We start from the raw sequence: 12758 nt of genomic DNA, 5'->3' as shown, positions 1-12758 counted from the left end.
GCCGGCGGTATCACCGCTGCTCGCGCAGACGCCGCATTCCCCTGGAACAAAAGGAATCACACCCTTGTCTCGGATGCTGACCAGGATCCTGGCGGTCCTGATCACCCTGTTCTCGGCGGGTTCGCTGATGACGACCGCTACCGCCGATCCGCTCTATCCCTCACCCGATCCCGATCCGTTCTTCACCGCTCCCGGCGATCTCGCCGCCAAGGCGCCCGGTGACGTCGTGCGCACCCGGCGTATCGATTCCGGACCCTATGTCGGCACCGACGCCTGGCAGGTGGCGTTCCGCTCGACGAATTCCAGCGGCGACGCCATCATGGCCGCCACCACGGTGCTGCTGCCGATCGGCGTGAAGAATCCCCCGCTGGTGTCCTACCAGGCGTTGATCAATTCGCTCGGCACCAAATGCAATCCGTCGCGCTCGCTGTTCAACGGCGAACTCCAGGACGCGGTCGGCGCGATGTTGCCGATCGGCCGGGGCTGGGCGGTATCCCTGCCGGACTACCTCGGTCCGAACGTCGCCTACGGCGCGGCGAAGTTGAGCGGCATGGTGACCCTGGACGGCGTGCGAGCCGTGCAGCGCGCCACCGAGATCGGGCTGTCCACCTCGCCCGTCGCGATCGCGGGCTACTCCGGCGGCGGGATGGCCTCCGCGTGGGCGGGGGCCCTCCAGCCGACCTACGCGCCCGAACTGAAACTCGCCGCGGTCGTCGCGGGTGGTATCCCGGCCGACCTCGAACAGATGGCACTCGGACTCGGCTTCGCACCGCATCCCGGTTTCGGCCTGGCCTTCGCCGCCGCCATGGGCCTGGAGCGTGAATACCCGAACCGGCTGCCGGTCTCGGACCAGTTGAACAACACCGGCCTGTGGTTCCGCGATATCACCCACGACGAATGCCGTCGCTTCCTGCTGTTCCACGGCGCGTTGCGCAGCGCGGATCAACTCGCGGCGTCCAAGAGCCTGATGGACAGTCCCGCGGCCAAGGAAGTACTGCGCGAGAACAGCCTGCGCTATCACGACGGCGTGCCGACGGCCCCGATGCTCATCTGGCAGGGCATCTACGACGAACTCACCCCGTTCGATTCGGTCAAGGAGGTCGCCGACCGGTACTGCCGCGCCGGTGCTCCGCTGACGTTCACCCCGTACGACATCGCCGAGCACATGACGACCGCGGTGGCGGGGTTCGCCGACGCGTGGAACTACGTCGAGGCCCGGTTCCGCAACGACCCGGTCCCCGTGCGGTGCTGACCCGCACCGGGAGTCGACAGCGCCGATAGGCGAACAACAGGAAGGGCGAGCGCGGGTACCGTGCTCGCCCTTCCGCTGTCCCGAGGCGGCGGGCACGGACGCGACATCGTCGCGGTGTCCGCACGCGGCACAATGGCCGGGTGACCGATCTCGTGTGGTACGCGGCGTACGGATCCAATCTGCACCGCAGCCGTTTCGCGTGCTATCTCTCGGGCGGCACACCGGTCGGCGGCGCGATCGACCTGCCCGGATGTCGCGATCACACCGCCCCGCGCCGCTCGGTGCCGCTGCTGCTGCCCGGCCTGCTGTACTTCGCCACCGAATCGCTGACCTGGACCGGCGGCCGTGCCTTCTACGCGCCCGACGCACCCGGCGAGACAGCGGCGGGCGCGTATCTGATCGGCGTCGGACAGTTCTCCGATATCGTCGCCCAGGAGATGTATCGCCCGCCCGGCATCGATCTCGACCTCACCGAGGTCATCGGATCGGGGCGCACCGCCCTCGGACCCGGACGCTACGAAACCCTCGTCCGCACCGGCACTCTCGACGGCTACCCCGTGCTGACCTGCACCGCCCCGTGGCGGCACACCGACATTCCCGGCAACCCGCCCGCCCCCGCGTACCTGCGTCATCTCGCCGCCGGACTGGCCGAATCCCACGGCTGGGCGCTGCGTCGGATCGCCGAATACCTGGCGACGCGGCCCGGTGCGGATCTGAGGTGGACGCCCGATTCCGTTGCCGCCGCGCTCGATCCGGACGGCGACGCCTGATCCGCGCACGCACCCCGGCCCGTCGCGGACACCGCGTCCGGGTCGGGTGCGAAAAGGCTTGCGATCAGGACAGTTTCAGCGACCGCCCGATGATCTCCTTCATGATCTCGGTGGTTCCGCCGTAGATCGTCTGGATCCTGGCGTCCATGTACGCCTTGGCGATCGGGTATTCCTTCATGTACCCGTATCCGCCGTGCAGTTGCAGGCAGCGGTTGATCAGGTCGAGCTGTTCCTCGGTGCTCCACCATTTCGCCTTCGCGGCGTCCTCGGCGGAGAGTTTGCCCGCGTTGAGATCCTCGATGAAGCGATCGACCATGATGCGGACCGCGGTCGTCTTGGTGGCGAGTTCGGCCAGCACGAAACGGGTGTTCTGGAGGGCGCCGATGGGCTTGCCGAAGGCCTTGCGATCACGGACGTACTGGATGGTCGTGTCCAGGCAGCCCTCCATCGCGCCCGCGGCCATGACCGCGATCGACAGACGTTCCTGCGGCAGGTTCTGCATGAGGTGGATGAAGCCCATGCCCTCGGTGCCGAGCAGGTTCTTCCCGGGGACGCGCACGTCGGCGAAGCTGAGTTCGGCGGTGTCCTGCGCCTTGAGGCCGAGTTTGTCGAGGTTGCGGCCGCGTTCGAAGCCCGGCATCCCGCGTTCGACGACGAACAGGCTGAAACCCATCGCGCCCTTGTCCGGATCGGTCTGGGCGACCACGATGACGATATCGGCGTTGATGCCGTTGGTGATGAAGGTCTTGGCGCCGTTGAGGATCCAGTCGTCGCCGTCGCGAACCGCGCGGGTCTTGATGCCCTGGAGATCGGAGCCGGTGCCGGGTTCGGTCATGGCGATGGCGGTGATGATCTCGCCGGAACAGAATCCGGGCAGCCAGCGCTGCTTCTGCTCGTCGTTGGTCAGATCGATCAGGTACGGGGCGATCACGTCGTTGTGCAGGGTGAATCCGAGCCCGGAGAATTGGCCCCGAGTCACTTCCTCGGTCAGCACGGCGTTGTAGCGGAAGTCCACGACGCCGCCGCCGCCGAACTCCTCCGGAACGGCCATGCCGAGGAAGCCCTGCTTACCCGCCTCCAGCCACACATCTCGGTCGACGATGCCCGCTTCTTCCCACTTCGCGTGGTTCGGCGCGACGTGCTGATCGAGAAACTTGCGGAACGACTCGCGGAACAAGTCGTGTTCGGGTTCGAACAGTGTGCGCTCCACACCAACCTCCTAGTGACCACACCGGCCGGTCCACACCGACCCGTCGTTGTCACACACGGTACCCGGAACGAGAACCGTTGTTCACTTCTGGTGGCAGAATCGTTGTCTCACCTGGTGCTGCAACTTTCGGTCGAGCGCAATTCCCCACAAACCGAGCGGCTACGCGGGCAGGCCGAGTCCGTGGGCGAGCACCGGCCAGGACCGCTTCAGTTCGTCCTGCCAGTAGCCCCACGAATGGGTGCCGGTCGACGCGAAATGGTAGGTGGCGGGGATACCGAGCCGATCGAGTTCGGCCCGCATATTGCGCGAGCAGTAGTCGGTCGCCGCTTCCAGCGCGCCGCCGACGGCGACCTGGTTGACCAATCCGCCCACACCGGGCAGCGCGTTCGGGCCGTCCAGCGTGTCGTACTTTCCCGGCACCCCGCTGCCGTCGGACAGGTACAGGTTCACCCCGCGCAGCCCTTCGGCGTGGACGTACGGATCGTTCGCCGCCCACCCGGGGTCACCGGCGGGCCCGTACATGTTCGCGGAGTTGCCGCCGCCCGCCGCGACGACGGTATTGGCGAAGTTGTAGCCGACCGGATCGCTGATCTGCGCGCATCCGCTGTAGGCGGCGGCCGAGCGATACAGTCCGGGGGCCGCGATCGGCAATTGCAGCACCGAGGTGCCCGCCATGGAGATGCCCGCGATCGCGTTGACCGAATTCGTGCCGAGACCCGCATCGATCAGCGGCGGCAGTTCCCGGGTGAGAAAGGTCTGCCATTTGTTGCGCCCGAGGACGGGGTCGTCCGCGATCCAGTCGGTGTAGTAACTCCACGCGCCGCCGACGGGGGTGACGACATTGACATCCTTGTCCGCCAGGAAGTCCATGACATCCGAACGCGCCTTCCACGTCGCGGAATCCTCCCCGCCGCCTGCGCCGTTGAGCAGATAGAGGGTGGGGCGCGGGGCCGAGGTGTCGGCGGGACGCTGGACGTCGACCTGGATATCCCTGTCCATCGCGGCGGAGTAGACCGCGAGCCGGATCGTGCGGTCGCCGTCGACGGTGACCGCGCCCACGCGGGAGCCGTCGGCGGTATTCGGCGAGGCGAGCATCGAACCCGTCGCGAGGACGGGATCCGGCGGGCGACTATCGGCCGAAGCGCCACCCACCGACATTCCGCATGCCATCGCGACCGCGGTCACCACCACCGCGGTTCGAGTTCGTGTCCAGACCATCACCCCAACATACGGGTCGATAACTGAGAATTTGCTGTGCTTCTCGGTGTCTCGTCAGGAAGTGCGCGAAATGTCAACGCCCGTCACGATGCGGACGTCAACCTGCGGGCTTGCTGCTGGGTGGAGATCATCGCGAGGGTCGACTCGGCGCTCTGGTTGTCGTTGCGGCCGGTGTGTTCGAGGCCGTCGGAACAACCGCCGCTGATCGGATCGATCAGCGGGGTCGCCATATCGTTCGCGCCGTGGAACCACGCCTGGCACAGCAGGACCGCATCCTTCCACCGCTCGTCACCGGTGTCGTCGTAGGCGCGGGCGCAGGCGTCGGCGAGCGTCGCGACCTCGATGGGCTGCTGATCGAATCCGGGACGTGCTTCCCCGGTCGTCCATCCGTCCATGGGCGTGACCGACAGATGACCGTCGGAGGTCTCGATGTCCAGCAGCCAGCGCAGCATCGCGAGTCCGTCTGCTTGGATGCGCCCCTGGCCCGGCAATTGCGCGCCGACCGCGAGCAGCGCCTCGGCCAATACCGCGTTGGCGTAGTGCAATCGAGGTTCCGGCCAGCGCCAGTCCAGGCGACGGGTGGGCGCGCCGATCGATTCGGCGGCATCGGCCATCAACGCGCCTGCCTGTGCGTTTCCCGGGTGCACCCGTAACACCTCGGAGGCGCCCAGCGCGGCGAACGCCATCGCACGCGGGAATTCCGACCGTCGACGAGCCGCGACGGCGAAATACGTCATCGCGATATCCGCCAGATCAGGGACGCGAGCGACGACGGAGCCGAGCGCCCACAGCGCACGCCCCCAGTGGTCTTCGACACCCGGCTCGTCCTGCCACGCTCGGTCCGAGCCCCGGCGATTGTGGCACCGTCCGTCCTCGCTCAACGCCGCGATCACGAAGTCCAGATACACCCGGACGAGTTCGAGCAATCGACCGTCGGGTTCCGGTTCCCGGACCGCCACCACGAGGGCACGGGCCACATCATCGACGCAGTAACCATTGTCGATCCGGGGCGCTGTCAATTTCGCGTGCTCGAAGATGCCACATTCGTCGCTGAGCCGGAACAGATGTGCGTAGGAAATGGTCATGGTATTCATACAGACACCGACTCCGATTTCCATCGACTTTTCTTTTCGAGATATCGCATACGCGCTGATACCTCCCATACCCGGGAGAACTCTCGATTCGACACGGGGACAGCCCTTCTGCTTCTGGGCAGCGTCGACAGTGGCGCTGCCTGCAACCACTCGATTGGCTGAACGTGTTGCGCCGGAGCGCTCGAGAATCCGCAAGGAAATGGACAGGCGGATCGACCACCAGACTTCCGAGTCTAGCACTCGGGCGTCATTCGGCCCGGGGCGGCGAATTGGATCGAATATTCGGCGAAATTCCACGGACGGTGGATAATTCGGCGGACACCGAGACGTTTCGCATCTTGTCGTATGCCTCGTCGGGAGAGGTGTGTGCCGCAACGACCAGCAGCGTCGCATGGGTGCCGTCCGCGCCGAACAGGCGGATGGTGTCGCCGGCCTGGTCCACGCCCGGCCCGATGATATCGATACCGTCGGCGCGATCGATCCGACGTTGAGAGATACTGACCGCGTTCCAGTCGAAGCCGATGCGCACGGTGGTGCCGAGACGCCCGGTGAGGGCGCTGACCAGGTCGTGCAGCTCCGCGGTGAGGTTATCCGTCCACGGCCACCATGCGCCGTCGACCTGCCCCGCGACACTGTCGCCTTCTCGCATCAGCAGGCGCTGTGTGCGGGTGGGAGCCGGGAACGGCTGCTCGACGGCGGCGGAGGGATGGACACTCGCGCCCATGGCGCGATGGTTGGTGATCGGACGGCGTGTGCGGACGTCGGTCATGATTCATCTCCGTTCAACCGGCGGCAGACGCCGTCGGATCGGGCAGCACCGCGGCCATCAGGGCCGACCGAGAGCACCGCCGGCAGATCGGGTAATTCATCGGTGAGGTCGCTGGATCCGGGCCACCGGGCGCCGTCGACGTAACCGTTGCGTTCGGTCTTCGGTTTCAGCCTCGATCGGGGTGTGAACTCCGGCGGCGTGCGATGACGAGCCGATAGCCGGCGGATCTGGTTCGTTGTCATGATGGCGCTCCTGTTCGGGGTGGCGGGGCGTTCGCGATCCCGGTCACTCCACGGCGGCCGACCGGATCGTCGTAGGAGCCGATCACTCCAGTAGACGCGCTCCCACTGTCGATGTCAACGTTGTAGGTCTACGCTCATGACCTACAAGGAAGATCCACTGGGAAAGGTAGATGGTTTCCGATATGACCGAGTCGCCAGCCGACCGCTCGAATTCTCGATCGGGGAACCGGCGAACCCCTCCGGCGCGTAACGGCCGGGGCGAGAGCCCGGTCACCAGGGAGACGGTCCTGAAAGCGGCGTTGGAGATCGTCGACCGGGACGGCGTCGAGAGTTTGTCGATGCGCCGCCTGGCCGAGGCGGTGGGGCGGGATCCCATGGTCATCTATCGCCATGTCGCGAACAAGGCCGCGGTTCTCGACGGAATAGCCGAGATCATCTTCGCGCAGTTGGCGGTGGACCCGTCCGCCCCGGATTGGGCCACCGAGTTGCGTTCCGTCGCAAACGATTTCCGCCGACTGGCACTGGCCCATCCGCGAGTGGTGCCACTTCTGGTGACCAGGCCGTTGGCAACCCCGTTGGGACTGCGTTCCCCAGCGGTGATCCGGCCGCTGGAGGATATCCTCGCCCTGCTCACCGGAGCCGGATTCGCCGGAGCCGACGCGCTGCATATCTACCGCATGGTGTTCGGATTCCTCTACGGCCACGTCCTCAACGAACTCCAGGAGATGGTGGAACGCGCCGAGGAGACAGACGAGGTGCTTCGGCTGGGATTGCACCGACTGCCCATCGGCCAATTCCCGCTGATCCGGGAATTGGCCCCGGTACTCGCCTCCTACGACGGCGCGTCCGAACTCGAAAGGGGCCTGGACATTCTCCTGACCGGATTGGCCGCGACGATCCCGAGAGACGGCTGATCGAAGTCGGCATCCCGCCCGGCCATGTCTACAATGTAATTCTACACTGTAGACATACGGCGTATTCTCGGCGTACGCTGTGGTTATACCGGTTCGTGCGACAACCGGCCAGGGCCGTACAGTTCAGATCGAAAGCTGTGGCGCTGCCGGAGGCAGGAACAGTCCGATGACGATCGAAGGCAGGATCGCGCGACAGGTTCGGGCGTTCGCGGCAAGAGTGCGGTGTGCGCTGGCCGGAACGGATGAGGCCAGCAGACGTCGGACAGATATCGGCAGCAAACCCCCGCGCGGCGCGGTCGACCGGGCGGTACGAGCACTCCGGCGCGCGCTCGAACGCTGAACCGCCGACGGTTTCATCTCACACCACATCGTGTTCACCGGCCGAGCGCGCCGACAACTCAGGAACTCGGGGAGAACAATGGCTATATCGCGGATCGCCGCCTACGCGCATCTCGACACCTCCGACATCGAAGCACTCGGATCCGAACTCGACGCGATACGCCGCACCGTCATCGAGCAGCGCGGCGAGCGAGACGCGGCATACATCCGCCGTACGATCGCGTTCCAACGAGCACTCGACGTGGCCTCCCGGCTGATGATCGGTCTCACCAGCACCCGTCCAGGCTGGGTGCTGGGAACCGTCGGGCTCGCGGTGGCCAAGAGTATCGAGAACATGGAGATCGGGCACAACGTCGGCCACGGACAGTGGGACTGGATGAACGATCCGGAAATACATTCCAGTACCTGGGAATGGGATATGGCCGGGGTCTCCGAGCAGTGGCGTTATTCGCACAACTATCGCCATCACGTCTTCACGAATGTGCTCGGCATGGACGAGGACATCGGCTTCGGTGTGATGCGCGTGACCCGCGACGAGTCGTGGCGGCCGGAACATCTGCTGCAACCGGTTCGGAATCTGCTACTGGCCGCCACCTTCGAATGGGGTATCGCCCTGCACGGACTCTATTCCGCGCGGGAACGCGCCGGAAATCCGGTGGAGAAGGCGAAACACACCCGGGCCCTGGTGCGCAAGATCACGCGCCAGCTCGGCAAGGACTATCTTCTCTTCCCGGCCTTCAACGGCCGGCGCTGGCGGCGGACGCTGTCCGCGGACGCGAGCGCCAACGTGCTGCGCAATATCTGGGCATACCTGGTGATCTTCTGCGGACATTTCCCGGACGGCGCCGAGAAGTTCGCGCCGAACGTGCTGGACAATGAAACCAAGTCCGAGTGGTACCTCCGTCAGATGCTCGGCTCCGCGAATTTCGACGCCGGACCTGTTCTCGCGTTCCTCAGCGGCAATCTCTGCTATCAGATCGAGCATCACCTGTTCCCGGATCTGCCCAGCAACCGCTACGCGGAGATCGCACACCGGGTGCGCGATCTCTGCGACCGCTACGACCTGCCCTATACGACCGGACCGCTGCTGCGCCAGTACCTGCTGACACTGCGCACCATTCACAAACTGGCGCTCCCGGACAGTCTGCTGCTCGCGACCTCCGATGACGCCCCGGAGACGGCGTCGGAACGAAAGTTCGACGTGCTCAGACCATTTCCCGGTCGTGGAGGCACACGTTCCGGCCACAGTGGATTGCGCACCGCGTTGCGGCGAGCGTCGTAGGCGCGGGGACCGAACTCAGATCGGCAGCATCGCGCGCAGGCGTCCCGCGAGGGTCCGTCCCGTGTCGCGGTCCCTGGCCTCGAACAGGTAGTTCATCTCCTCTTCGAGGCCTTTGCGGACCACATCGCACAGATCCGCGGCCGCGACGTCGAGGTCGGCGGCATCGCGCCACGGCGCCGGATCGATCGGCGCGCCCACCGAGAAATAGAACCGTTCCGGGCGGGGCAACACCGTGGCCGCGACACCGCGCAACAGCGGCGGGGTCAGATTCGCTTTCAAACCCAGCGCCTCGACGGTCCAGCGCACCGGACGCATCACCGGATGGTCGCCGTCGAAGACGATGTCGTAGGCGTCGTCGACGCCGATCATCGCGACCGGCACGATCGGCGCACCCGCCTCGATCGCCATCCGCGCGAATCCGGTGCGACCCTCCCATTTGAGGAGGTATTTCTCGTTCTTGCGGCGAATCGCCTCGCGTCCTCCGCCGGGGAACACGATCACGGCGTCCCCGCGGCGCAACATGGCCAGGCAGTTCTCGCGCGTGCCGCGCACCGTGCCGTAGTAGTGCAGGAAATGGCGCAGTCCCGGCACCGCGATCAACACGTTCTCGGCGAGACCGCGGATCACCCGCCCCCGTTTGCGCAGCACTTCCGGAAAGAGCAGTGGCGCGTCGATGACGCCCATCAGATTGTGATTGCCGACGAGTAGCACCGGTCCTTCGGCCGGAATGTTCTCCAGGCCGAAGAAGCGCGGACTGGTCCACGCGCGCAACGGCGCCAGCAGCGCCTCGAGCAATCGGATATCGGTGTCGTCCAACGTCACGTCGAGCTTCGCGCCATCGGACAGATATGCCTCGGCAGGCGAGGATTCAAGCATCGGTGTCCCCATCGAATGTCGGATCCCAGCACTTCGTCGTAGTGGAATTTCCCAGCGGAATGCACAGCCCCTGCGCCGTGTAGAGATACGGCCTCCCCAGACACCGTACCGTACGAGATTGGAACAGGTTGCACCGCGGGCGCCGACCGCCGCCGGGGCCGCGAGAGCCTTCGGGGGATCTGGACGACCGACCTGACAGCGTCGCGTGCGATGATGCGCTGGTGACGAGCGATTCGGAAGCCCGGGCGGAGGTACGTGCGCGGCGATCGGCGCGGCCGACGAAGGCCGATGTCGCCCGCCTCGCCAATGTGTCGACGGCGACGGTCAGCTACGTGCTGAACAATGTCGCCGGTCAGACCATCTCGGCGCAGACCCAGGCCGTGGTCCGCGAGGCCGCGAGGCAGTTGGGATACCGGCCCAACCTCGCGGCACGCAACCTCGCCATCGGCGGCAGCGGCATCGTGCTCTACATCGTCCCGCGCATGGCGATGGGCGAGCTGGCGATGGAGGTCGGCAGCCGTCTGACGACCGCATTGGCCCAGCAGGGCATCGTGCTGTCGCTGCAATTCGAGACCGAGGACGCGAGCAATGTGATCGACGCGATCTCGAATCTGAATCCGATCGCGGTCGCGGGCACCTTCCCCCTGCGCGGTGCGGCGCTGGCGGCCGTCGAGGCCGCGGGCATCCCGCAGATCCACCTCGGCAGCAACAACCTGCGCGCCCTGGCCGCGTTGGACCTGAGTGTCGGCGAACTGCGGGTAGCGCATCTTCAGGAGCGCGGACACCAGCGCCTGGCGTTCGCGTACTCCGACGACAAGAAATTGCGACCGCTCGGCGAGTACTGGTTGCGGGGAATGCGGGCCGCCGCGCGAGCGCGGCATCTGCCCGACGTGGAAGTCGACACCTTCGCCACGGACGGTTCCGGCGCGGCCGAGACGGTGTCCCGGTGGGTCGCCGAGGGCGTGACGGCCGTCTGCGCGCAGAGCGACGAGGTCGCCTTCGTCGTCCTGCACGGCATCCGCCGGGCCGGGCTGCGCTGCCCGGAGGATCTGGCGGTGATGGGTGTCGACACCATCGCGCTCGCCGCGGTGAGCGATCCGCCGTTGACCTCGATCGCCTTCCACGCCACGGAAATCGTGGACGTCGCGGTGTCGGCCATGATGACGACCCTGGGATATCCCAGCAAATCGATCACGCCGGACGGCGATTTCGCGCACCTGGTGCCGCGTAGTTCGACCTGATCGGGGTACGCGGTTCCCGATCCCGGATCTCGTTGCGGTAACTTCGACTTCACGCGCGCACGGTCGCGATGCGTTTGCCTGCAACAGGATTCATCGATCGTGCCTCGAGATCGTCGACTCCGGCACGGGGTCGGAATCGGTGGCGACCCGGTGTCCCGTGGGGCGTCGCACGGGAGGAATACGTTGAGACCGAACAGAATCGGCGTCGCCGTCGTGGCGACCTGCCTGATCGCGACTGGGTGCGCCGGCGGCGGAGGTGCGCAGGACGCGAAGAGCGCGGCGTCGGGTTCCTTCGGCAACTTGACCGGTATCTGCCGTCCCGGCGACGCGAGCAGCGCGTCGGCGCCGGGCGTGACGGCCGACGAGATCGAAGTAGGCACCTTCTCCGACATCGGCTTCACGCGATACCGGGATTTCATCGACGCGGCGAAGGTATTCACGTCCTGGTGCAATGCCGCGGGCGGAATCAACGGACGCACACTCGTCGCCAATATCCGCGACACCAATCTGACCGAGGTGCATCAGCGGATGGTCGAATCGTGCCGCGAGGATTTCTTTCTCGTCGGCGGCGGGGCCGCGCTCGACGGCCTCGGTGTGAAGGACCGGCTGTCCTGCCTGCTCCCGGAATTTCCGGCGCACGTCACGACGAGCGAGAACACCGGATCGGACCTGCAACTGAGCAGTGGCGCCACGGTCTCGGAAGGTGTCGATCCCTACTCCGGCTTCCACGATTGGCTGATCAACGACGAACACCCCAGGTCGGCGAATTCGATCGGTGTGCTGGTCGGCGATTCCCCGATCACCGAGGTCATGAGCGAGAAGGTCACCGAATCACTGACCGCGTCGGGCGCGACGGTCGTCTACAACGAGAAGTATCCCCCCGCGGGGGTTTCGGACTGGACATCATATGCCCGCGCGCTCAGGGCCGAACGGGTGCGCGGGCTGATCTTCCTCGGCGAATTCCGTCATCTGGGCCGTCTCCAGGAAGCGCTCACCGATATCGGGTACCAGCCGGACTGGATCGATGCCAACGCTACCTCCTACAACGCCGAATTCCTCGGCGCGATGCGGGATTCGCTGGAGAACAGGAACTACTACGTCGACCTGAGCGGCATCGCCCCGCTCGACGCCGCCGCGCGAGTACCCGCCGTGCGGCAGTTGAAGGATATGTTCGATCAGTACGCGCCCAGCAGCGACATCACCTTCCAGGTGCTCCGGGCTTTCCAGGCATGGGTACTGTTCGCGAAATCCGCCGCGACCTGCGGCGACGAATTGACGCGGGCGTGCGTCTACCAGGCCGCGCGTAAAGAGACCGCGTGGACCGCCGGGGGCCTACAGGCGCCGGTGGACCTGTCACGACCGTTGGCCGAGCAGACGCGATGTTTCAACGTCCAGCAGGCGACGCCCGAGGGCTGGAAAGCCGCGGAATTCGGCCCGAACACCGGGGTGTTCCGCTGCGGATTCACCCCGTACCGGTACACCCAGGATTTCGGCAGGCCGATAACCCTCGCCGACGTCGGCAGGTCGATCAGCGAACTGGAATAGCCACCG

The 12758-nt window shown here is 66.0% G+C and carries 12 protein-coding genes; 6 read left to right on the top strand and 6 right to left on the bottom strand.

What is annotated here, in order from left to right; translation table 11 throughout:
• Positions 1-73: 73 nt before the first annotated feature.
• Positions 74-1252: a lipase family protein gene (locus DAT37_RS26575; protein WP_109527589.1), complete on the top strand. Its 1179-nt coding sequence runs from the start codon at positions 74-76 to the stop codon at positions 1250-1252.
• A 140-nt stretch (positions 1253-1392) separates the two neighbouring features.
• Positions 1393-2022 carry a histone deacetylase gene (locus tag DAT37_RS26570; protein ID WP_109527588.1) on the top strand — a complete coding sequence of 210 codons (630 nt, stop codon included), beginning with the start codon at positions 1393-1395 and terminating at the stop codon, positions 2020-2022.
• 64 nt (positions 2023-2086) lie between these two features.
• Here DAT37_RS26570 and DAT37_RS26565 read toward each other — a convergent pair whose 3' ends face one another.
• From DAT37_RS26565 to DAT37_RS45695, 5 genes are all read right to left on the bottom strand, one after another.
• On the bottom strand, positions 2087-3232 hold the full coding sequence (locus DAT37_RS26565; RefSeq protein ID WP_109527587.1) for an acyl-CoA dehydrogenase family protein: 1146 nt from the start codon (positions 3230-3232) through the stop codon (positions 2087-2089).
• 159 nt (positions 3233-3391) lie between these two features.
• On the bottom strand, positions 3392-4450 hold the full coding sequence (locus tag DAT37_RS26560; RefSeq protein WP_109527586.1) for an alpha/beta hydrolase: 1059 nt from the start codon (positions 4448-4450) through the stop codon (positions 3392-3394).
• Positions 4451-4533: 83 nt separating this feature from the next.
• On the bottom strand, positions 4534-5535 hold the full coding sequence (locus DAT37_RS26555; protein WP_232840006.1) for a glycosyltransferase: 1002 nt from the start codon (positions 5533-5535) through the stop codon (positions 4534-4536).
• A gap of 256 nt (positions 5536-5791) precedes the next feature.
• Positions 5792-6313 (bottom strand): DUF5994 family protein, encoded by a 522-nt coding sequence (locus DAT37_RS26550; protein ID WP_232840005.1) that lies wholly within the window; start codon positions 6311-6313, stop codon positions 5792-5794.
• Entirely contained in the window at positions 6310-6555 is a 246-nt protein-coding gene (locus DAT37_RS45695; RefSeq protein ID WP_408637442.1) for a DUF5994 family protein, read from the bottom strand. Before DAT37_RS45695 ends, DAT37_RS26550 begins: the two co-directional genes overlap by 4 nt.
• Positions 6556-6737: 182 nt before the next feature.
• Between DAT37_RS45695 and DAT37_RS26540 the strand changes: the two genes are divergently transcribed.
• Together DAT37_RS26540 and DAT37_RS26535 are read left to right on the top strand one after the other, a co-directional pair.
• Positions 6738-7469, top strand: a complete 732-nt coding sequence (locus DAT37_RS26540) for a TetR/AcrR family transcriptional regulator C-terminal domain-containing protein (protein ID WP_109527585.1) — start codon at positions 6738-6740, stop codon at positions 7467-7469.
• Between the two features lie 418 nt (positions 7470-7887).
• On the top strand, positions 7888-9090 hold the full coding sequence (locus DAT37_RS26535) for a fatty acid desaturase family protein (RefSeq protein ID WP_109527584.1): 1203 nt from the start codon (positions 7888-7890) through the stop codon (positions 9088-9090).
• A 15-nt stretch (positions 9091-9105) separates the two neighbouring features.
• On the opposite strand, the gene DAT37_RS26530 is transcribed toward DAT37_RS26535, so the two are convergent.
• Complete coding sequence (locus DAT37_RS26530) at positions 9106-9966, bottom strand: lysophospholipid acyltransferase family protein (protein WP_109527583.1); 861 nt, start codon at positions 9964-9966, stop codon at positions 9106-9108.
• Positions 9967-10187: 221 nt separating this feature from the next.
• Between DAT37_RS26530 and DAT37_RS26525 the strand changes: the two genes are divergently transcribed.
• Together DAT37_RS26525 and DAT37_RS26520 are read left to right on the top strand one after the other, a co-directional pair.
• The gene (locus DAT37_RS26525; protein WP_109527582.1) at positions 10188-11207 is read left to right on the top strand and encodes a LacI family DNA-binding transcriptional regulator; all 1020 of its coding nucleotides are present in this window, start codon (positions 10188-10190) and stop codon (positions 11205-11207) included.
• Between the two features lie 183 nt (positions 11208-11390).
• The gene (locus tag DAT37_RS26520) at positions 11391-12752 is read left to right on the top strand and encodes an ABC transporter substrate-binding protein (RefSeq protein WP_232840004.1); all 1362 of its coding nucleotides are present in this window, start codon (positions 11391-11393) and stop codon (positions 12750-12752) included.
• Positions 12753-12758: the final 6 nt, after the last annotated feature.

This window comes from Nocardia aurea, from assembly GCF_003123685.1.
Lineage (GTDB): Bacteria > Actinomycetota > Actinomycetes > Mycobacteriales > Mycobacteriaceae > Nocardia > Nocardia aurea.
This window is presented reverse-complemented; position numbering and strand designations above follow the sequence as displayed.